Origin of the sequence: Streptomyces sp. NPDC051569 (assembly GCF_044454085.1) — a bacterium.
In the GTDB taxonomy this organism is placed as follows: Bacteria; Actinomycetota; Actinomycetes; order Streptomycetales; family Streptomycetaceae; genus Streptomyces.
Genome location: NZ_JBITDJ010000006.1, coordinates 74,266 through 99,208 on the forward strand (window position 1 = coordinate 74,266; position 24,943 = coordinate 99,208).

Here is a 24,943-nt window from a genome sequence, read left to right on the forward strand (position 1 = left end):
CGACTCTCGTCCATAACCGCCCCTCGCGGTACCGGTCGTGTATCAGCTGACGGCCGGGGGCGGTTCGGGTACGGCGTGCCCGGTAGCGTATGGGCGAACAGCACACCGCCGGACCACACACCGGTGCGGTCGGGACTGACGGAGAGGGCTGGAACAGTTATGGAAGAGCCGCGTCGCCTCGGCGGCCGGTACGAGCTGGGCTCGGTGCTCGGCCGTGGTGGCATGGCGGAGGTCTACCTCGCGCACGACACCCGGCTCGGACGCTCCGTCGCCGTGAAGACGCTCCGGGCGGATCTCGCCCGCGACCCGTCCTTCCAGGCCCGGTTCCGCCGTGAGGCCCAGTCTGCCGCCTCGCTCAACCACCCGGCGATCGTCGCGGTCTACGACACCGGCGAGGACTACGTGGACGGGGTCTCCCTCCCGTACATCGTCATGGAACACGTCGACGGCTCCACCCTGCGTGAGCTCCTGCACTCCGGGCGCAGACTGCTGCCCGAGCGCACGCTGGAGATGACCGTCGGCATCCTCCAGGCCCTGGAGTACTCGCACCGCGCCGGCATCGTCCACCGCGACATCAAACCGGCCAACGTCATGCTGACGCGCACCGGCCAGGTCAAGGTCATGGACTTCGGCATCGCCCGCGCCATGGGTGACTCCGGTATGACGATGACCCAGACCTCCGCCGTCATCGGCACCGCCCAGTACCTCTCCCCCGAGCAGGCCAAGGGAGAGCAGGTCGACGCACGCTCCGACCTCTACTCCACCGGCTGCCTGCTCTACGAGCTGCTGACGGTCCGCCCGCCCTTCGTCGGTGACTCCCCGGTCGCCGTCGCCTACCAGCACGTACGGGAAGAGCCGCAGGCGCCCAGCGTCTACGACCCCGAGATCACGCCCGAGATGGACGCGATCGTGCTGAAGGCCCTCGTGAAGGACCCGGACTACCGCTACCAGTCCGCCGACGAGATGCGCGCCGACATCGAGGCCTGCCTCGACGGCCGGCCCGTCTCGGCCACCGCCGCCATGGGCGCGGTCGGCTACGGCGGGAATTACGGCGGGGGTTACGGCGGCGGCTACGGCGGCCACGAGGAGCAGTCGGCGACAGCCCTGCGTCAGAACGACCCGGCCGGCCAGACGTCGATGCTGCCCCCGATGAACCCGGACGACGGAGGATACGGCGGCTACGACGACCGTCCCGGCCGGCGCCGCCAGAGCCCGAAGAAGTCGAACACCTCGACGATCTTCCTGGTGATCGCGGGCGTCCTGGTGCTGATCGGAGCGATCCTGATCGGCAAATCGGTCTTCGGCGACAAGGAGGGCGGCAACCGGGTCGACGTGCCCGTGTTCGTCGGCAAGACCCTCGACGAGGCCAAGCAGCTGGCGGTCAACGCCAACGTGAAGGTCGCCGAGTCCGGCTCGGAGCGCTGTGACCAGCCCAAGGGCGCCATCTGCAGCCAGAAGCCCGACACCGGCAAGGTGGACGAGGGCGACACCATCCAGGTGGTCGTCTCGGAAGGCGCTCCGCAGGTCAAGGTCCCTGACGTCACGGACAAGGACAAGGACAAGGCGACCAGCATCCTCGAAGGCGAGAGCTTCAAGGTCGACATCAAGGAAGTCGAGTCCGACGAGGAGCCCGGCAGGGTACTGGAGCAGAGCCCGGAGGGCAGCTCACAGGCCGAGAAGAACTCCACGGTGACGCTGACGGTGGCCAAGCAGGCCCGGGTTCTCGTTCCCCAGGTGACCGGCGGGATGTTCGACACCGTCAAGAACCAGCTGGAACAGAACGGCTTCACGGTCACGTCCAAGGACGTGGACTCGCAGGAGCCCGCCGGGACGGTCCTCAAGCAGTCGCCGCAGGCCGGCCAGAAGGCGCCCAAGGGCAGCGAGGTCGCCCTGGAGGTCTCCAGGGGGCCGCAGCAGCAGAAGGTCCAGATCCCCGGCGACATCGTGGGCAAGTCCCTCGGCGAGGTGCGGAACACGCTGCAGGGCCTCGGCCTGAACGTCAACGTCGTCCCGCCGAACGCCGGCGACGACGCCATGGTGATGAAGAGCGCGCCCGACCCGGGATCCGAGCTCAACCCGGGGGACACCGTCAACCTCTTCGCCGCCGGCGGTCAGGGGAACAACGGCCAGGGCAACGGCGGCGGCTTCTTCGGCGGCCCCGGCCTGGCCACTCGCAACAAGGACTGACAGGCACCGACGCGCACGCAGCGGCCCCGGCACCCGTCATGGGTGCCGGGGCCGCTGCGTATCCGTACGCCTCTCACACAAAGAGTCAAAGTTTCGTCGTGTCTCCATATGTCATGACTCGTTAGGCCAATGGGGTGGGCAACGGACCCGCCCACGGCCCGACCACCGGCCGCGCGGCCACCACACGAGCCCGGAGGGACAGGACATGATCAAGGAGACGGCTCTGCTGGAGTCGAGGACCTTGCGCGGGACGTCGCGGACCGGACCGACGTACTCGACAGGGTCAAGGCCCTCTCACTGCTGCCGGACGGCGGGCACGTGACCACGGCAATGGTCGCCGCTTATTTCCAGGTCGCCGTGAAGACGATCGAGTCTCTCGTACTGGATCACCGGGACGAACTGGAAGCCAACGGCTACCGTGTTTTGACAGGTACAGAACTGACCTCCTTCAAGGAGGTCAGTGGGATCCCGTCACGCTCGCGGGCACTCGCGCTGTACCCCCGCCGGACGGTTCTCAACGTCGCCATGCTGCTCCGCGACAGCGAAGTCGCACGTCAGGTGCGTACGTACCTGCTGGACACGGAATACCTCGCCCGGATCGGGCCTGTGGATAACTCCGTCCACAGGCCCCCCGCGAACCACGGGGACCACGGCGACCTCGGCGATCGCATCGACCAGCGCATCACCCACGTCCTCGGCACGACCGTCGTACCGATGTTCAACGCTCTCATCGAGGCCTCCGGCGAGCAGCGCAAGGAGCTCATCTCCCTGCGCGAGGACGTCCGGCGTATCGAGCGCGAGCTCATCCAGCACGATGTCCTGCTTCGCCGCCCGCACCACGCACAGGAGCAGCGGCCGCTCGCCGGTGTCTTGGCCTCCATCGACGCGATGACCTGGCAGGAGTTCACGGAGCACGTGGCCGGCCTGCTGCGCAGGGACGGCTGCACCGGCGTCGCCGTGCACGGCGGGAACGGCGACCGTGGCGCCGATGTCACCGGCCGCACCGCGGACGGCCGCAGCCTGGTCGTACGGTGCGGGAATTCCACACCTCACCTCCCCGTCCCGAGCGGCGAGATGCAGAAGTTCCTCGGCACCTCCAAGGTCCAGCACCGGGCCGAGGTCGCGCTCTACGTGGCGACCTGTCCCTTTGCCCGGGACGCCCTCGCCATCGCCGCCGAGTACGGCGTCACCGCCGTCCACCGCGGGCTGCTGGAAGCCTGGAGTGCGGGCGCGAAGCTGCAGGCACTGCGTTAGGGCGCGTCGCGCAGCTCCGGAGGCGGCGTACGGTCCTTGTCGACCTTCTCCGTACGCTCCAGCTCGGCCCATACGATGTACCGATAGTCCGACGTGTAGACCGGCGTGCAGGTCGTCAGCGTGAGATAGCGGCCCGGCTTGGTCTTTCCCGACTCCTTCGGGACCGGCCGCAGCACCTCCACGTTGTACTTGGAGGTCTTCGGCAGCTCCTTGAATACCTTGTAGACGTACCAGGTGTCCCGGGTCTCGAAGACGACCGCGTCGCCGTCCTTGACCTTGTGGATGTTGTGGAACTTCGCCCCATGGCCGTCGCGGTGCGCGGCCAGCGTGAAGTTGCCCTTCTTGTCCCACGGCAGGGCTGACGGGACCGGGTCCGTGTAGTAGCCGGCGATGCCGTCGTTCAGCAGTGCCGTGTCGGTGCCCTTCTTGACCAGCACTTCGCCGTTCTTCATCGCCGGGACGTGCAGAAAGCCGATGCCGTCCTTGGAGTCGTACGTACGGGGGCTGCCACCGGCGCCGTCTGTGCCACCGCCCCGTGCCCACTCGTGACGTACGTCATCGCTCTGCTTGTGCGCCGCGCGGTCGGCGAGGACATTCGTCCACCACAGCGAGTAGGCGACGAAGAGGCCCAGCACCAGACCCGCGGTGATCAACAGCTCACCGAAGACACTCACCACGGCCGCGACCCGGCCCCGGCGCGGGCGGCCCGGCGACGGCGCTGGGTCGGCCTGCTCGTCGTGCTCGGTCCTCGCTGCCACCGCACCCGTCCCGTTCCTGTCCGTGCCTGTGCCTGTCCGTGCCTGTGCCTGTCCGTGCTCGTGCCTGTCCGTGCTCGTGCCTGTCCGTGCTCGTGCCTGCGCGTGTTCGTGCCTGTGCGTCTGCGTATCCGGTGACGCTTCGGCCTCAGCCGACGAGAGCGTCGGGCTTGCCCTTGCCGCGTGGCCGTTCGTCGACCATCTTGCCCCACACGATCATGCGGTACGTACTGGTGAATTCGGGGGTGCAGGTCGTCAGCGTGATGTAACGGCCCGGCTTCGTGAATCCCGAACCCGCCGGCACGGGATCGATCACACTCACGTTGGACGGTGAGGTCTGCGGCAGGGTCTTCGTCATGTCGTACGTGTAGTACGCGTCCTGCGTCTCGACGATGACCTGGTCGCCCGGCTGCAGCTGGTTGACGTAACGGAACGGCTCGCCATGGGTGTTGCGATGACCGGCCACCGCGAAATTGCCCAGCTTGTCCGACGGCATCGCCGTCTTGAGACTGCCCTCGGAGTAGTGGCCCACCATGCCGTGGTCAAGGACTTTCGCCTTGCTGATGCCCTCGGCGATCGGCACGACCACATCCAGCTTGGGGATGTGCATGATGGCGAAGCCCTGCCCGGGCTCGAAGGCGTCCGGCTGCCGCCCTTTCGCCCAGCCGTCCTGGATCTTGTCCGTCTCCTGGCCGGCGTACTGACCGGCGGCGACGTTCGTCCACCACAGCTGGTAGGTGACGAAGAGCAGCATCAGGACACCGAAGGTGATGAACAGCTCGCCGACCGCCCGGCTGGCGATGACGGCGGGGCTGTCCTTGAGGGCGCGTGCGGCGCGGCGCGCTTCGACCCGCGAGAGCGGCCGGGCCGGCGCGACCCCGGCGGAGTCCGACGCGGAGCCGGAGCCGGGCCCGGGACCTGGCGGCCCGGCCACCGGCGGTTCGGTGCGCTTACGGCCCCGGCCACCGCCCTTGGCGGCTTTACGGCGCTCCGCACGGCCGCCCGTACGCGGCTCCGGTTCCTCCCGGCCGGGCAGCGGAACACCCGCCCCGGACAGGCCCGCCCCGGCGGTGCCGTCCCCGGGCCCGCCCGATTCCGGCAGGACGACGGCGGGGGATATCAGCGTCCGCTCGGCGTCCGGCTCCTCCTGCGCGTAGTACGGGGCCGGCGGACCGAGCGGGGTCTCCTCCGCGTACTGCCGGTAATAGTCACCGGACCACTCCGGCGCGGCCACCGGCGAGGGCACCGCCCCGGGCTCGGCCACGGTCTCCGCCACCGGCTCGGCCTGGACCTCGCCGACCCGCACCCACGGCGAGTCCTGCCCCCGCCGCCCGGCCGGCGGGTCGCTCGGCGGGGGGTCCTGCCGCTCGTCCCGCCGACGGTCCTGCCGCCGACCCCCGTCCGGCGTCTGCCGTGTCTCCCGCCGCTGTCCGGGCAGCGGGTCGTTCAGCGGGTCCACAAGCCCGTCCACAGCGGCCTCGAACTCACCGGTGTCCCCGTACGCCCCCGGCGGCTCGTACGGGGCTCCACGACCGCCGTCGCGCCCGGGAAGGGGTACGGTCACGCGAGTGCCTTGCCCACCACCGGGGCCAGGCCCGCCGAACGGCCCACCGCGCCCGGATCGCCGCACTGCGCCAGCCAGTTGGCCAGCATCAGGTGGCCGTGCTCGGTGAGGACGGACTCGGGGTGGAACTGCACACCCTCGACGGGCAGTTCACGGTGGCGTACGCCCATGATGATGCCGTCCGCCGTCAGCGCGGTGACCTCCAGCTCGGCGGGCAGGGTCCCGGGATCGGCCGCCAGCGAGTGGTAGCGGGTCGCGGTGAACGGCGAAGGCAGCCCGGCGAAAACGCCCTTGCCCTCGTGCGTGACCAGCGACGTCTTGCCGTGCAGCAGCTCGGGGGCGCGGCCCACGACACCGCCGTACGCCACCGCCATCGACTGCATACCGAGACAGACGCCGAAGACGGGGACACCGGTCGCGGCGCAGTGGCGCACCATGTCGACGCAGACACCGGCCTGTTCGGGGGTGCCGGGTCCGGGGGAGAGCAGGACGCCGTCGAAGCCGTCCTGGGCGTGCGCGGTGGACACCTCGTCGTTGCGCAGCACCTCGCACTCGGCACCGAGCTGGTAGAGGTACTGGACGAGGTTGAAGACGAAGCTGTCGTAGTTGTCCACCACGAGAATGCGCGCGCTCATCCGGCAGCCCCCGTTCCGTTTCCGTCGACGGTCACGTCGTTGAAGGGCAGCAGCGGCTCCGCCCACGGGAAGACGTACTGGAACAGCACGTAGACGACGGCGAGCGCCAGCACGAGCGAGAGTGCCGCGCGCAGCCATACGTTGCCCGGCAGATGCCGCCAGATCCAGCCGTACATGCTGTCCCTTCCGTTCGGAACCGCCCCAGGCGGTACGGGACCAGACTAAAGGGCCACCGGGACACATGGGCGGTGCATGGGACAGCTGCACGGAGGTTCGGGTTTGCCGTTCGTCACAGGCCGGAAGGGCGCTCCCGCGCCGGCGGCTACCCGACGGGCTGCGCGTAGTGGAGATCCACCGTGCCCGAGTAACCGGGAAGCGTCTGGGACCCGTGCTCGGCGACCTTCCAGCCCAGGCCGTACGCCTTGACGTACAGCAGGTAGTTCTGGATCGCCGGGGAATCGTTCAGCGCCCGGCGCAGCCTGTCGTGGTCGCCGACAGCGGTGATCTTGTACGGCGGGGAGTAGACGCGGCCCTGAAGGATCAGCGTGTTCCCCACGCACCGCACCGCGCTGGTGGAGATCAGCCGCTGGTCCATGACCCGGATGCCCTGGGCGCCGCCCTGCCACAGGGCGTTGACGACGGCCTGCAGATCCTGCTGGTGGATGACGAGGTCGTTGGGCTGCGGCTCGGGATAGCCGGGGTTGGCGGTGGCGTCCGGCGGAGCGTCGTTGAGGGTGACGGTGACGGCCTGGCCGGTGACCTGCTGGGTGCCCGCCGCCTTCTCCAGGGCGCGCAGTCCGGCGTTCTCGGCCGCGGAGGATCCGTCGTCGCGACGGACGAGGGCGTCGATGTCCCGCCGTACGAGCGCGGTCGAGCCGCCGAGTTCGGCGTTCTTCCGGTCACGCTCGTGGATCAGGTCGGAGAGCTTCAACAGGGACGCGTCCGTACGGATGTTGGTGCCCTTGGCCGTGTTGAAGCTGGTCACGAAGATGAGTCCGGCGAGGGCGAAAACGGCGGCCGTGAGCAGCCGGACCGGCCGTCCGATCGATCGGCGGACCGGCCCTCGGGGAGAGTCGGCGGAATTGCTCAACGTACCCTTATCTCCTTAGGTGCCGAGGAACCACTACGCTAACGGACGCCCGGGGGCGGCGGTGTCCCCCTGCTCTCCACCCCGGCACCCCGTTGACAGATCCCTGCGCGGTAACGCAGCGCATCGACAGGAGAGTCCCTCGTGCCGAAGTCACGTATCCGCAAGAAGGCCGACTTCACGCCGCCTCCGGCCGCGAAGCAGGCGACAGCCATAAGGCTGACCAACCGGAGCTGGGTGGCTCCGGTCATGCTCGCCATGTTCCTGATCGGGCTGGCCTGGATCGTCGTCTTCTATGTGACCGAGGGCGATCTCCCGCTGGAGAGCTTCGGCAACTGGAACATCGTGGTCGGGTTCGGCTTCATCGCCGCCGGCTTCGGCGTCTCCACCCAGTGGAAGTAGCCGGTCCAGCCCTCGCTCGTCAAGCTCTGCCCCTACTTATCCACAGTGCTATCCACAAGCAGGGGAAAAGGTCAGATCTTCTGTGGATAACTCCACGGGAAGTTGACGCCGGTGTGACTGCGTCAGCCGTCCTGACATCACCTTCGCCCCTTGTCGCCGCTGGTCAGACCCACATCGGCGACAAGGGGCACTGATGTTCCCCACGCGGTGCACAAGATCCGGCACACACTGTGGACAACGTGGGGGCACGGACCGCTCGCGAGGCGTCACCGCCTGCTGAGCATCGCCGGCAACTGAACCTCACCGCCGGCTGAGCATCAGAGCCGGCTGAACTCAGGGCCGGCTGAGCTCAGGGCCGGCTGAGTGCGACGGTCCTGGTCATGTGAGCGCGGCGGTCCTGGTCATGTGAGCGCGGCGGTCCTGGTCATGTGAGCGCGGCGGTCCTGGCCACGATGATCACAACGGTCGCCGCCAGTACGAGCGCACAGGTGCCGTACTGGACCAGAGCCCGGCGCTCACGCGGTGCGTGCACCATGCCGATGGCGATCAGCGCGCCCGCCACCAGACCGCCGATGTGCGCCTGCCAGGCGATACCGGGCCAGAAGAAGGTGATCACCAGGTTGAGCGCGAGCAGGGTGATCAGGGGCCGCATCTCGTACCGGCGCCGGCGTGCCAGCACGACGGTCGCGCCGAGCAGCCCGAAGATGGCGCCGGAGGCCCCCAGCGTGGCCTGGTTCGGTGCCGCGAGCAGATAGGTGAGGGCGCTGCCCGCCACGCCGGAGATCAGGTAGAGCGTCAGATAGCGGGCACGGCCGAGCGCCGGCTCCAGCAGTCGCCCCAGCCACCACAGACTGAGCAGGTTGAAGGCGATGTGCCACACCTCCTGGTGCAGGAACACCGAGGTGACCAACCGGTACCACTGCCCGTCCGCGACACCGATCAGCCGTCCGGTCGGATCGATGGCACGTCCCACCAGGGAGAGCTGATCGACGAAACGGTCCCCCAGCGCCCAGGCCGCGGCGAAGACCGCGACGTTGATGCCCAGCAGGATCTTGGTGACCAGATGCGGGTCGGCCGCGACCGGGCCGCCGGCGAAGGTGCGCGGCCGGGCGGCGGACGGTGAGTGTCCCGTACCCGTACCCCGCCGGACACAGTCCGGGCAGTGGAACCCGACCGAGGCACTCACCATGCACTCGGGACAGATGGGCCGGTCACAGCGGGTGCAGCGGATGCCCGTCTCCCGCTCCGGGTGCCGGTAGCAGCTGCCCGGTCCTTCGGTCACGGCGGGTCGCTCCGGGCCTCCAGGGCCTCCTGTCGGCTGGTTCATCGGTCCCCTCCGTCGTCGCGGCCGCTGACGGCGCACGGCACACCGCCCCGCCCGCCCGTTATGTAACCACTACGGACGGGCAGGGCGGAAAGGTTCCCCGGGCCGGGCGTCCGAAACAGGATCCGCGCCGGCGACCGCGCCGGCGGCAACCGAAGCAGCAGCGGTGCCGGGTCAGCGATGCCGGGTCAGCGGGTCTCGACGACGACCGACTCGATCACGACTTCCTGCACCGGACGGTCGGTGCGCGGGTTGGTCTGGGCGGCGCCGATGGTGTCCACGACCTTCTTGCCGGCGTCGTCGGTGACCTCACCGAAGATGGTGTGCTTACGGGTGAGCCAGGCGGTCGGCGCCAGGGTGATGAAGAACTGCGAGCCGTTGGTGCCCGGGCCCGCGTTGGCCATCGCCAGGAGGTACGGCCGGTCGAAGGAGAGATCCGGGTGGAACTCGTCCGCGAACTCGTAGCCGGGACCGCCCGTTCCGTTGCCCAGCGGGTCCCCGCCCTGAATCATGAAGCCGCCGATCACACGGTGGAAGACGGTGCCGTCGTACAGCCGGTCACTGCTCTTCTGCCCGGTCGCCGGGTTGGTCCACTCCCGCGCGCCCTGGGCGAGCTCCACGAAGTTCCTGACGGTCTTGGGAGCGTGGTTCGGCAGAAGCCGGATCTCGATGTCGCCGTGGTTGGTCTTCAGGGTGGCGTAAAGCTGCTCGGCCACGATCTGCCTTCCGTAAGTCTTCGCTGACTCTGGCGATCCTCGCACGGAAGGCGCGCCCACCGGATCAAGGCAGCGGGCCGCCACGCATCGCGCGGGCCGGAAACTCACGGCGCATGGACGCGGTCCGCGGGGACACACGCGGAAAAGGCGGCCGAGTCGTGTCAGGACCCGCGCACGCCGAAGCGAAGAGTGGCATTGTCGTCCACGAGTCCCTCGGGACGGCACATGCCCAGGTATGACCAGATCGTCTTGCATGACCTAGATCGCCTTGTATGACCCGGATGCCAGCATCGCATGCCGAGACCGTGCCCGGCGGGCATGATTTCGAAAAGGGTGGACAGGCGACATACCGAACGCCACCGAGGAGGATGATCCTGTGACCCGCATGGACAGCGTGCGCGCCGCTACCGGTTCGGCGAGGGAGAGCGTGCAGCACGCCGCGGAAGCGGTGGCCCCTTACGCCGGCACGGCAAAGGAGCAGGCCGCTCTATATGCCCAGGAGGCGCGCGTACGGCTCGCCCCGACCATGACGAAGGCCGCTCAGCAGGCCCGTACTCAAGCTCAGCAGGCTCGTATCCAGTACAGCACCCGTGTGGCGCCTCATGTGCCTCATGTGCCTCCGAAGGTCGATGACGCGGCTCACCGTGCTGCCGTCCGCACCCGCAAGGCCGCCCGTCAGGCGGCCGACTACACGGTGCCGAGGGTCGGACAGGCGGTGGCCACCGCCCAGCCGGTGGCCGTGGAGGCCGCCGCGCGTTCGGCGGCCGCCCTGGCCGCTCTGCGCGGACAGGTCACGGCGAAAGAGGTCCGGAAGCTGGTGAAGAAGCACGAGCGACGGGCCAGGGCCGGACGGCTCGCCAAGGGGCTCGCGGTCGTCGGCGTGCTGGCCGGCGGAGCTTTCGCCGCCTGGAAGTGGTGGGACAAGCAGGCCAACCCGGACTGGCTGGTCGAACCGCCCGCCGCTACCGAGGTCTCCGACCGTGATCCGCTGTCGTCCGTCGACGGCAGCCGGGAAGCGGTCGATCCGCTCGATCCGGAGGTGCAGGCGAAGCAGGCCGAAGCAGAGGCGGACGCGGCCGACCGGGACGACCGTCCCTGATCACATCGCACCGCGGGCGGCCCGCATCCGATGGGCGCCGGGAGACCACGGGAATCCCGGCGCCTCATGCCGCGGTGAGCACCGCGTCGGCGGCGTACGCCCTCTCGCGTACGGAGTCGGCGTCGGTCTCGTCCGGCAGGTGACGGGCCGAGGGTGACGAGCCGTGCGCCTCGGCGCGGATGCGCTGCTTGATCGTCGGCGGCAGCGACCGGCCACGCGGCAGTGCCCGTGGCCGTGGCACCGCCGCCCGGCCCACGGCGGTCCTGGCGGCGCGGCGAGCGGCGGCGGACGCCGGCACGGGCTGCTCGGCCGGCTGCTGTACGGCGGTTCCGGCGGCCGTGGCCGGGGCGGTCAGCCCCAGCGAGGCGAGCACCGCGAAGAACGCGGTGATGAAGACGGTCCACAGTTTCCTGACCTTGAAGGCGGCCATAACCCCTCGCTTTCGGGTTGAGCGATCTACATACCTTCCTCATGATGTGTACGCATCTCGAAAATCCACGGAGCGACGCCGTCCCTGCGCAGCTCTTCGGATGAACACCACTCGTACGGTCCAACTGGCGTCGCCCGGCATCGCGAAAGAACGCGTCCCGAACGCATCCCGGCCGTGCCCCGATCGCGCGTCGATCCCCCGCGCGGCCACGCGTCCAGAAGAGTTGCCGGCGCAATCCGGGAAGGCTCGCGGCAGTATCCCGAAGACCCCGATCACCGTCAGCACAGGCTGACTTGGAGGGGCTCCTCACGCTCACCGAGTACCGCGAACCCTTTGCGGTCGGCCATACGGCCCGCCTTCCCGGCACCGAAGGCGGGCGGGCTGGACCAACTGCCGTTCCGTGCCCACGGCGATCGCCCGGGCCGTGGCCGTCCGCCCGAGCACCCACGCGGGCCGACGGCGGTGCGACCCGCCGGAACACGACCGTGGCGGTGGTCCCGCCGGCGGCTCACCAGACGATGACACCGCCGCCGACCCGCAGCGCCCGGTGCCCCGCGCCGATCATGTTGTCGAGGCGGAAACGTATGCCGTGGACGTATCCGGCCAGGCGCTCCGAGGGCTCCCCGCCCCCGGTGAGCAGCGCCGCCCGCTCGTGCAGCAGCGCGCACTCGGCGAGGAATTCCGGGACCTCGTCCGGCTCCACCAAGAGGTTCCCGTCCGCCAGCCTCGGCAGGAAGCGCGCTCCCAGGGAACGAACCCTCTCGGACCCCCACATGCTCGTACGCCACTCCTCGAACCCCGCGAGGTCGGATGCCTCGGGCGGTGTGTCGATCACCTCGATGCCGCCGTCCGCCGTGGGGAGGAACGCGTGAACCATCAGCGTCATGCCGGGCAGTCGACCACGGCCGGGATCCCGCTGTCCCGTGGTTTTCTCCTCCTCCGCCGACCGCGCCCGGCCCATGGCCTCCGGCGCGCGCCCCACGACCCGAGTGGCACGATCAGTGAACCACGATCAGTGAACACAGAGAGGTCCCCTGACCCGCGTTTCCGCAGGTCAGGGGACCTCTGGTGATGTGGAGCCTAGGAGAGTCGAACTCCTGACATCTGCCATGCAAAGACAGCGCTCTACCAACTGAGCTAAGGCCCCGTAGGGGTTGGGTACGGCCGAGCAGCGGACAACGGCGCGGCCATCACCATGAACCAGAGTACCGGGTGTACCCCGTGATCCCGCAAAAGGATTGGGACTCCCCGTGCGCGACCACGCTCCGTAAGATGCCCCACGAGGTTCACAGCAGCGAAGCTGCCGCATTGGGGAAGCGATGGGGAGACGCACATGGACGCCGTACAGCAGGAAACGACCGCCAGAGCCAGAGAACTCCAGAGAAGCTGGTACGGGGAGCCGCTGGGGGCGCTCTTCCGTCGTCTCATCGATGATCTGGGCCTCAATCAGGCCCGGCTCGCGGCGGTCCTCGGCCTCTCCGCGCCCATGCTCTCCCAGCTGATGAGCGGCCAGCGCGCCAAGATCGGCAATCCCGCTGTGGTCCAGCGTGTCCAGGCCTTGCAGGACCTGGCGGGCCAGGTGGCCGACGGCAGTGTCAGCGCGGGGGAGGCCACGGATCGCATGGAGGAGATCAAGAAGTCGCAGGGCGGCTCCGTCCTCACGGGCACCGGCCAGACGACGAACGCCTCGGGTGCGCCCACCGTGCGCCGGGTGGTCCGTGAGATCCAGTCCCTGTTGCGGTCGGTCGCGGCGGCCGGCGACATCATCGACGCGGCGGATTCCCTCGCCCTGGCCCAGCCCGAACTGGCAGAGTTCCTCCGGGTGTACGGTGCCGGGCGCACCGCCGACGCGGTCGCCCACTACGAGGCGCACCAGAGCTGACGGCATCGGCCGGTCCGTCAGCCGAAACGATTCGGGAGCGAGCGCGGCGCAATGGGTGAGGTCTTCGCGGGGCGGTACGAGCTGATCGACCCGATCGGACGCGGTGGTGTCGGCGCCGTCTGGCGGGCCTGGGACCACCGCCGCCGGCGGTACGTGGCGGCGAAGGTCCTCCAACAGAGCGACGCGCACACGCTGTTGCGGTTCGTCCGGGAGCAGGCGCTCAGGATCGATCACCCGCATGTCCTCGCCCCGGCCAGCTGGGCCGCGGACGACGACAAGGTGCTCTTCACCATGGATCTGGTCAGCGGTGGGTCGTTGGCGCACGTCATCGGCGATTACGGGCCGCTGCCGCCGCGCTTCGTCTGCACCCTGCTCGACCAGTTGCTGTCCGGCCTGGCGACGGTGCACGCGGAGGGCGTCGTCCACCGCGACATCAAGCCGGCGAACATCCTGATGGAGGCCACCGGGGCGGCGCGGCCTCATCTGCGGCTGTCCGATTTCGGCATCTCGATGCGCAAGGGCGAGCCGCGCCTGACGGAGACCAACTACGTGGTGGGCACACCCGGTTACTTCGCGCCCGAGCAGATGATGGGCGCGGAGCCCGACTTCCCTTCGGATCTCTTCGCGGTCGGCCTGGTCGCCCTCTACCTGTTGCGGGGTCAGAAGCCTGACTCCCAGGCGCTGATCGAGCACTTCGCCGCGCACGGCACTCCAGGGGCCCCGCAGGGCATCCCCGAGCCCCTGTGGCAGGTGTTGGCGGGCTTGCTGCAGCCCGACCCGCACACCAGGTTCCGTACGGCCACAGGCGCGCGCAAGGCGCTGGCAGCGGCCGTGGAGCTGCTGCCCGCGTCCGGCGCCGGTGAGGAGCCGGTCGAGATCTTCGACCAGATCGGTCCGCTGCCTGCCGGATTCGGCCCCTCCGGCCCCGTGCCCGTATCGCGGCCGCCGTCCCCCGCGCCTGTCTCCATGTCGGAGACGGGCAGCTTCCACCTCTCCCCGCCGCCGAGCCGCCGGCCCGCAGCCCAGCAACAGCAGCACGGCCAGGGGCAGGAGCGGCAGACGGGGCAGCAGCCGGGGCAGGAACACCAGCAGGCTCCCGCGCTTCCGCACCCGCTTTCCCCCCTTTCCCCCACGCCCCCCGACCCGTCCTGGGCCGAGACCGCGCCACTGCGGCACGAACAAGCCGCTACTGGTCAATACACCGCTCCGCACCCGCAGGTTCCCGATCAGCGCACAGCGATGCCACCCACCGCGATGCCACCCGCACCGATGCCGCCCGCAGCGGCTTCACCCGCGCCGTTCTCCCGGGCGCCGGTTTCCCAGGCGCCTGCCCGGCACGCCCCGCGCAGGCGTCCGGGACCGCCCCCGAAGGTGACGGTCCCGGTGCTCCTGCTCGCGCTGGCCTGCTTCGCGGTGGGTATCTGGGCCCTGACCCAGACCTGAGCCCCCCGCCGCGCTACCAGGCGGACGGCGGCTGCCCCCCGTACGGCTGGGTCGGCTGCGTGGACCGCGTCGGCTGTTCGGGAGCCGCGCGGCGTCGTGCCAGCAGCGTCCACACCCCGAGCCCGAGCAGCAGCACCGTGCCCGAGCCGATCCCCGCCGTCGCGACCAGTGCCATCCTGTCGCTCCGCGCCGCCTCCTGGCCGTCCTGCCCGTGCAGCGCGCCGGTCCGCATCTCCGGCGTCACGGTGAAATCGCCGGCGGAACCCGCGTACCCCGGACCCGCGTTCGCCTGGCCCTCGACGTTCACCCGCAGCGTCAGACCGTACGGCTTCGCACCGAACGTCGCGCCGACCTCGGGATCGAGGCTGATCTCCAGGTAGTACCAGCCCGCGAAGCGCATGTCCCGCACCCCGCTCCGCGGGCTGAAGCGGTTCTCGTACGCCGCCGGCGGGAGTGGCGTGAGGGACGTCGTGTTCTGTTTACCGTTGTACGAGACCGAGTTGCCGGTGCCGACGAGCCCGCGCGCAGGGTTGTACAGGGCCAGGGTCAACGCGCCGCTCACGTAGCCCGATCCCTCGGAGCTGCCCAGGTCGGCGCTGGCGAAGAGCTGCTGCCCCCAGTCCACCGGCACCCGGTAGAAGAGGGACTCACCCGGCTCGATCTTCGCCGTCCATTCGCCCCGCGTCAGGCCCTTGGCGTCGTTGAAGCCGGTGCCGCCCTCGCGCTCCAGCGGTCCGCCCGCCGCCGCTTCGGGCGGTTCCGGGGAGGCACTGGGCCACTCCGAGGGCGCCGTGGTGGGACCGGCCTCCGTGAGCGCGGGCTCGGAGACATGGCGGATCTCCAGTTCCCAGGGGTCGGCCGAGGAAGCGTCCCCGCTCTCCCGCTCGATGACGAGGAAGTACGTGCCGGCCTCGGCGCAGCGGGACCCGCTCCTGTCCGTCAGCCGGTAGGCGTAGGCGGCCAGCGGCCGGGGAAAGCCGGCGCTGCCGAAGTGCGAGGAGCTCGCAGCGCAGTCGGCCCCCTCGCGGTTCTGCAGCGAGACCTTGATCTGATCGCCGTACGCGACCTCCGTCCCCGGCCGGGGAACGGCCACCGCCGAGAGGTAGTCGCTCGTCCTCGCCTCCAGGTCCAGCCGGTAGACGAGCTTTCCGCCCGGCCGGATCGCGTCGCGGTACGTGCCGCCCGTCCCCAGCGGCTTCGCGTCACTCGTCGACATCGCTCCCGCGACCCTCTTCCCCGCCGGGTCGAAGACGTACGGACTCGGCTCACCGGCCGCCCACACCGGCCCCGCCGTCGCCACCAGCACCCCCACGGACCCCACGACCGCGCACAGCCCCACGCACATCGCCGCCGCCCCGGACAGCGCCCCCAGGCCCCTGCCGCGCCGCCTCTTCACGCGCTTCCCCTCGTCGTCGCCACCACTGCGCGCCGCACCGGTCACGGCGCCGGTCCATCCTGCCCCGCGGGACCCTCCGCTGTCTGTGCCGTCATCCGAATCCGCCCGCTTGTCCGCATCACCCCGCTCGCCACACCTCTCCGCACCGCGCACCGTTCACTCATGCAATCTCTTCATTCGCACGAGTGAACAGACACGAGTGAACAGAAGAGGGGCGCCGGACACACGAAGCCCGGACAGCGCGAAGTCGTGGACAGCACGAAGCCCCGGCCGTTCGACGGCCGGGGCTCGCAATCAGGACTTCAGGGCTACCGCGTCTCACACACCCGAACCTGCGGGCACGGAATCGGTCGCCTCCGTCCACAGATCCTGCTCGGCGCGATCCGCCTGGATCTGGCGGTACACGAGGAGCCCGCCGATGGCGGCCAGTGCGACCAAGAGAAGCTTCTTCACCGCGCGACCTCGTCTTTCCTTGACGTAGGGGACTTCTGGCCGACTATACACACCGACCGATACCGATCAGTGACCTGGCCGCGACCCCACTCCGGCCTTCGGCCGCGAGAAAAGCGGCCCTTCGGAAGTCGCCCCGGAAGTCGCCCCGGAGGAATCCCGGAAATGCGATCGGCCCGTACGGATGCACTCCGTACGGGCCGATCTTCGCGGTGGGGCTAACAGGATTTGAACCTGTGGCCTCATCCTTATCAGGGATGCGCTCTAACCAACTGAGCTATAGCCCCGCGCTGCCCCTGAAGATTAGCGCACTTCAGGGCCAGCCCCAAAATCGATACCCGCGCCTCACTCGTCCTCGGCGAGCGTGAGCTCAACTCCGCCCACGAAGCCCGCCGACAGGTTGTAGATGAAGGCGCCGAGCGTGGCCAGAGCCGTCGCCAGGACGACATCGATCACGGCGATGACCGAGGTGAAGATGAGCACCCGCGGCAGCGACAAGAACGACTGCAGATCGAAACCGTTGGACTCGTTCGAGCCCGTGGCCTCACTGATCGTCCCGCCGACCGTCGAGAAGACGCCCATCGCGTCCATGACCATCCACAGCGTCGCGGCCGCGACGACCGTGCACACCCCGAGCGCGATGGAGAGCAGGAAGCTGACCTTCATCACCGACCACGGATCGGCCTTGGCCACCCGCAGTCGTGCCTTGCGCGTCCGCGGTGTCGTCCGCGCCCCGGTCCTCGGACGGCGTACCGCCGAGGACGCGGCGCCCGCCGGCCCCGCCGAAGCCGGCTGCTGCCCGGTCGCGCCCCGCTGCTGACCCTGCTGTCCGCCCTGTGATCCCCCGCCGGCCGGCGAGGGATACGCCTGGGGCGGGTGGTACGGCTGCGCAGCCTGCTGCGACTGGTCGGAGCCGTACGTCTCGTAAGGGGGCTGCTGCCCCCGGGTGTCCGTCACCGTTACCCCCTGGGAGTCCGTGGTGGAGCCACGGGCTCCGTTCTCTCCGGAATCGGCCGATCCGGCGCCCGTGGCTCGACTCACGCTCTACTCCTCGTGCTGCCCGGCCGAAGGCTTGCTGCCCTCGGCGACCTCCGCTGTACCGGCCGCTTCGGCCCCCGGGTCATCGGTCCCGTCGACCTCTTCGGCCTCACGGCCCGCCTCGGCGTTGCGAGCGATGCCGACGACGGCATCGCGCTTGCCCAGATTGATCAGTTGGACGCCCATGGTGTCACGGCCCGTCTCCCTGACTTCGTTGACTCGCGTACGAATCACACCACCGCCCAGGGTGATGGCAAGGATCTCATCCGTCGCCTCGACGACCAACGCGCCGACCAGAGAACCACGGTCCTCCACAATCTTGGCAGCCTTGATACCCAGACCGCCACGACCCTGGACGCGATACTCGTCGACAGGGGTCCGCTTGGCGTATCCGCCGTCCGTGGCGGTGAACACGAACGTGCCGGGCCGGACGACGTTCATCGAGAGCAGTTCGTCGCCCTCGCGGAAGCTCATCCCCTTCACACCCGAGGTGGCACGCCCCATCGGACGCAGTGCCTCGTCCGTCGCGGTGAACCGGATCGACTGCGCCTTCCTGCTGATGAGCAGCAGGTCGTCCTCGGCCGACACCAGCTCGGCACCGATCAGCTCGTCGTCGGCGCCCGCCTCCGTCTCGCGGAGGTTGATCGCGATGACACCGCCCGAGCGGGGCGAGTCGTAGTCCTTGAGCGGGGTCTTCTTCACCAGACCCGCCTTCGTCGCCAGGACCAGGTACGGCACGGCGTCGTAGTCGCGGATCGCCAGGATCTCGGCGATCTGCTCGTCCGGCTGGAAAGCCAGCAGGTTGGCCACGTGCTGGCCACGGGCGTCACGGCCGGCGTCCGGCAGCTCGTACGCCTTCGCCCGGTAGACACGGCCCTTGTTCGTGAAGAACAGCAGCCAGTGGTGCGTCGTCGAGACGAAGAAGTGGTCGACGATGTCGTCTTCCTTGAGCTTCGTCCCGCGCACGCCCTTGCCACCGCGCTTCTGCGAGCGGTAGTCGTCCGTCTTCGTCCGCTTCACATAGCCGCCACGGGAGATCGTGACGACGATGTCCTCCTCGGCGATCAGGTCCTCCATGGACATGTCGCCGTCGAAGGGCACCAGCTTCGAGCGCCGGTCGTCGCCGAACTTGTCGACGATGACGGCCAGCTCCTCGCTGACGATCTGACGCTGCTTCTCCGGCGAGGCCAGGATCGCGTTGTACTCATTGATCTTCTGCTGCAGCTCGTCATGCTCCGCGACGATCTTCTGCCGCTCCAGAGCCGCCAGCCGGCGAAGCTGCATCTCCAGGATCGCGTTCGCCTGGATCTCGTCGATCGTGAGCAGCCCCATCAGGCCCGCACGCGCGGTCTCCACCGTGTCACTGCGCCGGATCAGCGCGATGACCTCGTCGATCGCGTCGAGCGCCTTGAGCAGACCGCGCAGGATGTGCGCCCGCTCCTCGGCCTTGCGCAGCCGGAACTTCGTCCGCCGGACGATGACCTCGATCTGGTGCGTCACCCAGTGCCGGATGAACGCGTCCAGTGACAGCGTGCGCGGCACACCGTCCACCAGCGCCAGCATGTTGGCGCCGAAGTTGGTCTGCAGCTCGGTGTGCTTGTACAGGTTGTTCAGGACGACCTTGGCGACCGCGTCCCGCTTCAGGACGACGACCAGCCGCTGACCCGTACGCGAGGACGTCTCGTCGCGGACGTCCGCGATGCCACCGACCTTGCCGTCCTTGACCAGATCGGCGATCTTCTGCGCGAGGTTGTCCGGGTTTGTCTGGTACGGCAGCTCCGTGACCACCAGGCACTGGCGGTTCTGGATCTCCTCGACCTCGACCACCGCGCGCATCGTGATCGAGCCACGGCCCGTGCGGTACGCCTCCTCGATGCCCTTGCGCCCCACGACCAGCGCGCCGGACGGGAAGTCCGGGCCCTTGATCCGCTCGATCAGCGCGTCGAGCAGTTCCTCGTGGCTCGCCTCGGGGTGCTCCAGCGCCCACTGGGCACCCGCCGCGACCTCACGGAGGTTATGCGGCGGGATGTTGGTGGCCATACCGACCGCGATGCCGGCCGAGCCGTTGATCAGCAGGTTCGGGAACCGCGCCGGCAGAACCGTCGGCTCCTGGTTCCGGCCGTCGTAGTTGTCCTTGTAATCGACGGTCTCCTCGTCGATGTCCCGGAGCATCTCCATCGACAGCGGCATCAGCTTGCACTCGGTGTACCGCATGGCGGCGGCCGGGTCATTGCCGGGAGAGCCGAAGTTGCCGTTGGAGTCCACCAGCGGCATCCGCATCGACCACGGCTGCGCCAGCCGGACCAGCGCGTCGTAGATCGAGGAGTCACCGTGCGGGTGGTACGTACCCATGACGTCACCGACGACACGGGCGCACTTGTAGAAGCCCTTCTCGGGCCGGTAACCACCGTCGTACATCGCGTACAGCACCCGGCGGTGCACGGGCTTGAGACCGTCCCGTACGTCGGGCAGCGCACGCGACACGATGACGGACATCGCGTAGTCGAGATACGAGCGCTGCATCTCCGTCTCGAGCCCGACCGGCTCGACCCGCAGCGACAGACCCTCCACCGCCACGGCTGTCTCCGGGGCGGCGGACTCGGGGACGGCGGGTGTGTCGGGGTTGTCAGGTGTGGCAGGGGTGTTCTCGTCGGCCATTGCTGGTCAGTGTTCCTTTCGGCCTATTCGAATCCGTCAGCTGAGACCGACTCAGATGTCGAGGAAGCGGACGTCCTTGGCGTTGCGCTGGATGAAGGAGCGCCGCGCCTCGACGTCCTCGCCCATCAGCACCGAGAACAGATCGTCGGCCTGGGCCGCGTCGTCCAGGGTGACCTGACCGAGCACGCGGTGGTCGGTGTCCATCGTGGTGATGCGCAGCTCTTCGGCGTTCATCTCGCCCAGACCCTTGAAGCGCTGGATCGAGTCCTCGCGGATCCGCTTGCCGTTCTGCTTGCCGAGCTCGATCAGCGCGTCGCGCTCGCGGTCGGAGTACGCGTACTCGAAGTCGTCCCGACCCCACTTGATCTTGTACAGCGGCGGCCGGGACAGATAGACGTGACCGGCCTCGACCAGGGGGCGCATGAAGCGGAACAGGAAGGTCAGCAGCAGGGTGTTGATGTGCTGGCCGTCGACGTCGGCGTCCGCCATCAGGATGATCTTGTGATAGCGGAGCTTCTCGATGTCGAAGTCCTCGTGCACCCCGGTGCCGAACGCCGAGATCAGCGCCTGGACCTCGGTGTTCTGCAGGATCTTGTCGATCCGCGCCTTCTCGACGTTCAGGATTTTGCCGCGGATCGGCAGGATGGCCTGGTACATCGGGTTACGGCCGGACTTCGCGGAACCACCGGCGGAGTCACCCTCGACGATGAAGATCTCGCATTTCGACGGGTCGTTCGACTGGCAGTCGCTCAGCTTGCCCGGCAGGGACGCGCTCTCCAGCAGCCCCTTGCGACGGGTCAGATCACGCGCCTTGCGGGCCGCGACCCGGGCCGTGGCGGCCTGGATCGACTTGCGGATGATGTCCGCGGCCTCGTTCGGATGACGGTCGAACCAGTCCGTCAGGTGCTCGTGGACGACCTTCTGCACGAAGGTCTTCGCCTCGGTGTTGCCCAGCTTGGTCTTCGTCTGGCCCTCGAACTGCGGCTCACCGAGCTTCACCGAGATGATCGCCGTCAGACCCTCGCGGATGTCCTCACCCGTGAGGTTGTCGTCCTTCTCGCGCAGAATCTTCTTCTCGCGCGCGTACCGGTTGACCAGCCCGGTCAACGCCGCGCGGAAGCCCTCTTCGTGCGTACCGCCCTCATGCGTGTGGATCGTGTTCGCGAAGGAGTACACACCCTCGCTGTACTGCGCGTTCCACTGCATCGCGATCTCGACCGAGAGCAGCCGCTCCTTGTCCTCGGCCTCCACGTCGATGACCGTCGGATGGATGAGCTCGCCCTTGCGGGAGTTGAGGTACTTCACGAAGTCGACGATGCCGCCCTCGTAGAAGTACTTCACCGTGCGGACCCGCTCCTCCGCCGCCTTCTCGTCCGCGCCGACGACATCCGCGCCGGCGACGTCCGCGCCCGCGACGGCCTTCGCCGACTCACGCTCGTCGGTCAGCGTCAGGGTCAGGCCCTTGTTGAGGAAGGCCATCTCCTGGAAACGGCGCGACAGCGTCTCGAAGGAGTACTCGGTCGTCTCGAAGATGTCCGAATCGGCCCAGAACGTCACCGCCGTACCGGAGGCGTCCGTCTCCTCGTTGCGGACCAGCGGCGCGGTCGGCACACCGAGCTTGTAATCCTGCGTCCAGCGGTGGCCGTCACGCTTGACCTCGACCGCGACCTTCGAGGACAGGGCGTTCACGACCGAGACGCCGACACCGTGCAGACCGCCGGAGACGGCGTAACCGCCGCCGCCGAACTTGCCGCCCGCGTGCAGCACCGTCAGCACGACCTCAAGGGCCGGCTTGCCCTCGGACGGAACGATGTCCACCGGGATACCGCGACCGTTGTCGATCACGCGTACCCCGCCGTCGGCGAGGATCGTGACGTCGATGGTGTCCGCGTGCCCGGCCAGGGCCTCGTCGACGGAGTTGTCGACGACCTCGTACACCAAGTGATGCAGCCCACGCTCACCGGTCGAACCGATGTACATACCGGGCCGCTTGCGGACCGCGTCCAGGCCCTCGAGCACGGTGATGGCACTGCCGTCGTACGAGGACGTGACCTCGCCGTTCTCGCCGGTGGAGGTGGACGGGGTCTTCTCATTGGGGTTGCCGGAATCGGCCACGAAGCGCCCTTTCTGGCACAGCACAGGCCGATCTCCGGGCAAACGGGAGCGGCTGCGTCGTTCGGCTGGTGTCAGCATCTGTTGACGGTTCCCACAAGCTCGCGGGAATTGGCACCAGTCTACCGGTAGCGCCGACCCGAATGGGGGTTTGCCGGTACCTGAGTCCGCATGTGCCGCCCTGAATGAGCGCCTCCCGACTCCCCATATTCGGGAAGGGGCTCCAAGAGGCTCACACGGGCATTGAGCGCTTCGGCCTGTCAACCACTCGCTACGGTGAGGGACGCCTCACCCCCCGAGGGTGCGGACCGGCTCGCACAGAGCTCGCACAGAGCTCCCGGAAAGCTCGCGAAAAGGGCGGCGGGGGCCGCCGAGGGCCGGCTCCGGGCCCGGAGCCGGAGGCTGATCAGGGGTACGGGTGGGCTCGGCTCCGGTCGATCCGCACGGCCCCGAGCCCGCCGGGGAGCCGGCGAGGGGTCCGTGCGCGAGGGTGCGCGAGGGTGCGCGAGGAAATCCGTCAAGAGATCCCGTAGCGGGCCGTGGGCCTGTCCTCCGGGGCAACCAGGAGTCGGCGGCGGGGCCCCGGGCGCGCGTGGCCCTGCTCCTGGGGCCGTGCTCGGGGGGCCGTGCTCGGGGGCCCGCTCGGGCGCTCACTCGGGGCACGCGGGCAGCACCGTCAGGACCCGCTCCGTCAAGGCGGTCCCGCGCCCTCAGCCGTACGTGTCTCCCGGCCCCTTGCTCCCCGGCGCCCTGAGCCGGCCGAACCGCTGCGGCGGCCCCCCGGGCCCCAGCACCTTGATCATCCGTACGGTGCCGTGCCCCAGATCCTCGTTCAGCCGGGCCACCAGCCGCGGCGCCAGCAGCCGCAGCTGCGTCGCCCACGCCGTCGAATCGCACAGCACCGTCAGCACCCGCTGATCATGGCCGTCGTCGTAGCGCTGCGGCACACAGTGCTTCGCCAGATCCTCACCGACGATCTGCGGCCACCGGCCCATCACACCGCCCACGGCGGCCGGCGTCTCCCAGCCGCGCTCCGTGATCAGACGATTGATCGCCGCACCCAGCGGCAGCGGATCCCGCCCGTCCGCACCCGCCCCCGAACGCAGCCCGCCACCACGCCTGGCCTGCTTCTTCTGCTGTGCGGCGGCGCCGCGCGCCCGCGCCTGCTCCTTCGCCGCACGCAACGCGACGCGCGCCAGGTCCACCCCGGACGACTCGGAGGGAAGCGGCGCCCCGGTCACCTGTCCGGCCGTCTCCTGGGGCAGCTGGTCGGCCCCGGACGGGCCGTCGGACCGCCCCGGCCCGTCGCCCCGCCCCGGCTTTCCCGCGCCGCTCATACCCGCTCCACCGCGCCCTCGGCCACCATGAACCGCGCCCCGGCCAGCACACCGGGAACGTCGTCGTCCACCGCCGCCGTCACCAGTACCTGCTCAGCCGGAACCACCAGCTCCGCCAGCCGCTCCCGCCGCCGCGCGTCCAGCTCGGCGAACACGTCGTCCAGCACCAGCACCGGCTCGTTGCCCTCGGCGCGCAGCAGATCGTAGGAGGCCAGCCGCAGTGCGAGCGCGTACGACCAGGACTCACCATGGCTGGCGTACCCCTTCGCCGGCAGCTGCCCCAGCCTCAGCACCAGCTCGTCGCGGTGCGGACCGACCAGCGTCACGCCCCGCTCGATCTCCTGCTTGCGTACGTCGACCAGGGCGGCCAGCAGCTGTTCGTACAGCTCATCGCGCGTATGCGCGGTCTCCCCGGATACCTCACCGGACAGCTCACCCGCGGCATCACGCCCGGAATCACGCGCGGCCGAGGAGCGGTACTCCAAGGACACCGGCCCACCACCGGGTGCCACCTGCTCGTACGCCTTGTCCGTCAGCGGCTGCAACACCGCGATCAGATCCAATCGCTGCGCCAGCAGCTCCGCCCCCACCCGCGCCAGATGCTGGTCCCACACATCCAGCGTCGACAGGTCCATGCCCCGTCCGCCGTGCCGGCGTGCCATGGCGGCCGACTTCAGCAGGGTGTTGCGCTGCCTGAGCACCCGGTCGTAGTCCGACCGCACCCCCGCCATCCTCGGCGACCGCGCCGTGACCAGTTCGTCCAGAAAACGGCGCCGCTCGCCCGGGTCGCCCTTCACCAGCGCCAGGTCCTCCGGCGCGAACAGCACGGTCCGGACGATCCCCAGCACATCGCGCGGTTTGACCTGCGAGGACCGATTGATCCGCGCCCGGTTCGCCCGGCCGGGATTGAGCTCCAGCTCGACCAGCTGGGAGCGCTCGCCCTGGGTGACCGCCGCGCGGATCACCGCACGGTCCGCGCCCATCCGCACCAGCGGCGCGTCCGACGAGACCCGGTGGCTGCCGAGCGTCGCCAGGTAGCCGACCGCCTCGACGAGATTGGTCTTCCCCTGCCCGTTCGCCCCCACGAACGAGGTGACGCCCGGGTCGAGCGGAACCTCGACCCGGGCGTAGGACCGGAAGTCGGCCAGCGACAGATGCGTGACATGCATGGGTG

At 69.3% G+C, this 24,943-nt stretch carries 22 protein-coding genes and 2 tRNA genes; 6 read left to right on the top strand and 18 right to left on the bottom strand.

Features of this window, described 5'->3' with window-relative positions; genetic code table 11:
* Nucleotides 1–159 precede the first annotated feature (159 nt).
* Together pknB and ACIBAE_RS12475 are read left to right on the top strand one after the other, a co-directional pair.
* Complete coding sequence (gene pknB, locus ACIBAE_RS12470) at nucleotides 160–2,187, top strand: Stk1 family PASTA domain-containing Ser/Thr kinase (protein WP_399284388.1); 2,028 nt, start codon at nucleotides 160–162, stop codon at nucleotides 2,185–2,187.
* 318 nt (nucleotides 2,188–2,505) lie between these two features.
* Nucleotides 2,506–3,441, top strand: a complete 936-nt coding sequence (locus ACIBAE_RS12475; RefSeq protein ID WP_399284389.1) for a restriction endonuclease — start codon at nucleotides 2,506–2,508, stop codon at nucleotides 3,439–3,441.
* On the opposite strand, the gene ACIBAE_RS12480 is transcribed toward ACIBAE_RS12475, so the two are convergent.
* The 5 genes from ACIBAE_RS12480 to ACIBAE_RS12500 all read right to left on the bottom strand — a co-directional run bounded on the left by ACIBAE_RS12480 (nucleotide 3,438) and on the right by ACIBAE_RS12500 (nucleotide 7,485).
* Nucleotides 3,438–4,199 (bottom strand): class E sortase, encoded by a 762-nt coding sequence (locus tag ACIBAE_RS12480; RefSeq protein WP_399284390.1) that lies wholly within the window; start codon nucleotides 4,197–4,199, stop codon nucleotides 3,438–3,440. The two genes, ACIBAE_RS12475 and ACIBAE_RS12480, sit on opposite strands and share 4 nt — an antisense overlap.
* 145 nt (nucleotides 4,200–4,344) lie before the next feature.
* Nucleotides 4,345–5,760 (bottom strand): class E sortase, encoded by a 1,416-nt coding sequence (locus ACIBAE_RS12485; RefSeq protein ID WP_399284391.1) that lies wholly within the window; start codon nucleotides 5,758–5,760, stop codon nucleotides 4,345–4,347.
* On the bottom strand, nucleotides 5,757–6,395 hold the full coding sequence (locus ACIBAE_RS12490; RefSeq protein WP_399284392.1) for an aminodeoxychorismate/anthranilate synthase component II: 639 nt from the start codon (nucleotides 6,393–6,395) through the stop codon (nucleotides 5,757–5,759). The genes ACIBAE_RS12485 and ACIBAE_RS12490 overlap by 4 nt, the downstream gene beginning before the upstream one ends.
* Nucleotides 6,392–6,571, bottom strand: a complete 180-nt coding sequence (locus ACIBAE_RS12495) for a hypothetical protein (RefSeq protein WP_399284394.1) — start codon at nucleotides 6,569–6,571, stop codon at nucleotides 6,392–6,394. The genes ACIBAE_RS12490 and ACIBAE_RS12495 overlap by 4 nt, the downstream gene beginning before the upstream one ends.
* Nucleotides 6,572–6,717: 146 nt before the next feature.
* Complete coding sequence (locus ACIBAE_RS12500) at nucleotides 6,718–7,485, bottom strand: DUF881 domain-containing protein (RefSeq protein WP_399284395.1); 768 nt, start codon at nucleotides 7,483–7,485, stop codon at nucleotides 6,718–6,720.
* Between the two features lie 141 nt (nucleotides 7,486–7,626).
* On the opposite strand from ACIBAE_RS12500, the gene crgA reads away from it, so the two are divergent.
* Nucleotides 7,627–7,884 carry a cell division protein CrgA gene (gene crgA, locus ACIBAE_RS12505; RefSeq protein ID WP_363078981.1) on the top strand — a complete coding sequence of 86 codons (258 nt, stop codon included), beginning with the start codon at nucleotides 7,627–7,629 and terminating at the stop codon, nucleotides 7,882–7,884.
* 424 nt (nucleotides 7,885–8,308) lie between these two features.
* Here crgA and ACIBAE_RS12510 read toward each other — a convergent pair whose 3' ends face one another.
* Together ACIBAE_RS12510 and ACIBAE_RS12515 are read right to left on the bottom strand one after the other, a co-directional pair.
* Complete coding sequence (locus ACIBAE_RS12510) at nucleotides 8,309–9,211, bottom strand: rhomboid family intramembrane serine protease (RefSeq protein WP_399284396.1); 903 nt, start codon at nucleotides 9,209–9,211, stop codon at nucleotides 8,309–8,311.
* Nucleotides 9,212–9,396: 185 nt separating this feature from the next.
* A complete protein-coding gene (locus tag ACIBAE_RS12515) occupies nucleotides 9,397–9,924 on the bottom strand; it encodes a peptidylprolyl isomerase (protein ID WP_399284398.1) in 528 nt (175 codons plus the stop codon).
* Between the two features lie 376 nt (nucleotides 9,925–10,300).
* Between ACIBAE_RS12515 and ACIBAE_RS12520 the strand changes: the two genes are divergently transcribed.
* The gene (locus ACIBAE_RS12520) at nucleotides 10,301–11,023 is read left to right on the top strand and encodes a DUF5324 family protein (RefSeq protein WP_399284399.1); all 723 of its coding nucleotides are present in this window, start codon (nucleotides 10,301–10,303) and stop codon (nucleotides 11,021–11,023) included.
* 64 nt (nucleotides 11,024–11,087) lie between these two features.
* On the opposite strand, the gene ACIBAE_RS12525 is transcribed toward ACIBAE_RS12520, so the two are convergent.
* The 3 genes from ACIBAE_RS12525 to ACIBAE_RS12535 all read right to left on the bottom strand — a co-directional run bounded on the left by ACIBAE_RS12525 (nucleotide 11,088) and on the right by ACIBAE_RS12535 (nucleotide 12,600).
* Nucleotides 11,088–11,453, bottom strand: coding sequence for a DUF6344 domain-containing protein (locus ACIBAE_RS12525; RefSeq protein ID WP_399284400.1), 366 nt, complete (start codon nucleotides 11,451–11,453; stop codon nucleotides 11,088–11,090).
* A gap of 508 nt (nucleotides 11,454–11,961) precedes the next feature.
* On the bottom strand, nucleotides 11,962–12,339 hold the full coding sequence (locus ACIBAE_RS12530; RefSeq protein ID WP_399284401.1) for a hypothetical protein: 378 nt from the start codon (nucleotides 12,337–12,339) through the stop codon (nucleotides 11,962–11,964).
* Nucleotides 12,340–12,527: 188 nt separating this feature from the next.
* A tRNA-Ala gene (locus ACIBAE_RS12535) sits at nucleotides 12,528–12,600 on the bottom strand.
* Nucleotides 12,601–12,786: 186 nt separating this feature from the next.
* Here ACIBAE_RS12535 and ACIBAE_RS12540 point away from each other — a divergent pair.
* A complete protein-coding gene (locus ACIBAE_RS12540) occupies nucleotides 12,787–13,335 on the top strand; it encodes a helix-turn-helix domain-containing protein (RefSeq protein ID WP_399284402.1) in 549 nt (182 codons plus the stop codon).
* Nucleotides 13,336–13,386: 51 nt separating this feature from the next.
* The gene (locus ACIBAE_RS12545; RefSeq protein WP_399284404.1) at nucleotides 13,387–14,778 is read left to right on the top strand and encodes a serine/threonine-protein kinase; all 1,392 of its coding nucleotides are present in this window, start codon (nucleotides 13,387–13,389) and stop codon (nucleotides 14,776–14,778) included.
* 13 nt (nucleotides 14,779–14,791) lie between these two features.
* On the opposite strand, the gene ACIBAE_RS12550 is transcribed toward ACIBAE_RS12545, so the two are convergent.
* From ACIBAE_RS12550 to recF, 8 genes are all read right to left on the bottom strand, one after another.
* Nucleotides 14,792–16,219 (bottom strand): hypothetical protein, encoded by a 1,428-nt coding sequence (locus ACIBAE_RS12550; protein ID WP_399284405.1) that lies wholly within the window; start codon nucleotides 16,217–16,219, stop codon nucleotides 14,792–14,794.
* Between the two features lie 273 nt (nucleotides 16,220–16,492).
* Nucleotides 16,493–16,627: a DLW-39 family protein gene (locus ACIBAE_RS12555; protein WP_003958712.1), complete on the bottom strand. Its 135-nt coding sequence runs from the start codon at nucleotides 16,625–16,627 to the stop codon at nucleotides 16,493–16,495.
* A gap of 210 nt (nucleotides 16,628–16,837) precedes the next feature.
* A tRNA-Ile gene (locus ACIBAE_RS12560) sits at nucleotides 16,838–16,911 on the bottom strand.
* Between the two features lie 58 nt (nucleotides 16,912–16,969).
* Nucleotides 16,970–17,581, bottom strand: coding sequence for a DUF3566 domain-containing protein (locus ACIBAE_RS12565; RefSeq protein WP_399284679.1), 612 nt, complete (start codon nucleotides 17,579–17,581; stop codon nucleotides 16,970–16,972).
* Between the two features lie 87 nt (nucleotides 17,582–17,668).
* Entirely contained in the window at nucleotides 17,669–20,320 is a 2,652-nt protein-coding gene (gene gyrA, locus ACIBAE_RS12570; protein ID WP_399284407.1) for a DNA gyrase subunit A, read from the bottom strand.
* A 51-nt stretch (nucleotides 20,321–20,371) separates the two neighbouring features.
* The gene (gyrB, locus tag ACIBAE_RS12575) at nucleotides 20,372–22,459 is read right to left on the bottom strand and encodes a DNA topoisomerase (ATP-hydrolyzing) subunit B (RefSeq protein WP_399284409.1); all 2,088 of its coding nucleotides are present in this window, start codon (nucleotides 22,457–22,459) and stop codon (nucleotides 20,372–20,374) included.
* A gap of 683 nt (nucleotides 22,460–23,142) precedes the next feature.
* Nucleotides 23,143–23,769 carry a DUF721 domain-containing protein gene (locus ACIBAE_RS12580; RefSeq protein WP_399284410.1) on the bottom strand — a complete coding sequence of 209 codons (627 nt, stop codon included), beginning with the start codon at nucleotides 23,767–23,769 and terminating at the stop codon, nucleotides 23,143–23,145.
* The gene (gene recF / locus ACIBAE_RS12585; RefSeq protein ID WP_399284411.1) at nucleotides 23,766–24,938 is read right to left on the bottom strand and encodes a DNA replication/repair protein RecF; all 1,173 of its coding nucleotides are present in this window, start codon (nucleotides 24,936–24,938) and stop codon (nucleotides 23,766–23,768) included. Before recF ends, ACIBAE_RS12580 begins: the two co-directional genes overlap by 4 nt.
* Between the last annotated feature and the right edge of the window lie 5 nt (nucleotides 24,939–24,943).

What these genes read in the sequence shown, in the direction of transcription:
- pknB (WP_399284388.1), top strand. Translation starts at nt 160, where the DNA reads ATGGAAGAGCCGCGTCGCCTCGGCGGCCGGTACGAGCTGGGCTCGGTG.
- ACIBAE_RS12490 (WP_399284392.1), bottom strand. Translation starts at nt 6,395, where the DNA reads ATGAGCGCGCGCATTCTCGTGGTGGACAACTACGACAGCTTCGTCTTC.
- ACIBAE_RS12495 (WP_399284394.1), bottom strand. Translation starts at nt 6,571, where the DNA reads ATGTACGGCTGGATCTGGCGGCATCTGCCGGGCAACGTATGGCTGCGC.
- ACIBAE_RS12510 (WP_399284396.1), bottom strand. Translation starts at nt 9,211, where the DNA reads ATGAACCAGCCGACAGGAGGCCCTGGAGGCCCGGAGCGACCCGCCGTG.
- ACIBAE_RS12525 (WP_399284400.1), bottom strand. Translation starts at nt 11,453, where the DNA reads ATGGCCGCCTTCAAGGTCAGGAAACTGTGGACCGTCTTCATCACCGCG.
- ACIBAE_RS12530 (WP_399284401.1), bottom strand. Translation starts at nt 12,339, where the DNA reads ATGACGCTGATGGTTCACGCGTTCCTCCCCACGGCGGACGGCGGCATC.
- ACIBAE_RS12540 (WP_399284402.1), top strand. Translation starts at nt 12,787, where the DNA reads ATGGACGCCGTACAGCAGGAAACGACCGCCAGAGCCAGAGAACTCCAG.
- ACIBAE_RS12545 (WP_399284404.1), top strand. Translation starts at nt 13,387, where the DNA reads ATGGGTGAGGTCTTCGCGGGGCGGTACGAGCTGATCGACCCGATCGGA.
- gyrA (WP_399284407.1), bottom strand. Translation starts at nt 20,320, where the DNA reads ATGGCCGACGAGAACACCCCTGCCACACCTGACAACCCCGACACACCC.
- ACIBAE_RS12580 (WP_399284410.1), bottom strand. Translation starts at nt 23,769, where the DNA reads ATGAGCGGCGCGGGAAAGCCGGGGCGGGGCGACGGGCCGGGGCGGTCC.
- recF (WP_399284411.1), bottom strand. Translation starts at nt 24,938, where the DNA reads ATGCATGTCACGCATCTGTCGCTGGCCGACTTCCGGTCCTACGCCCGG.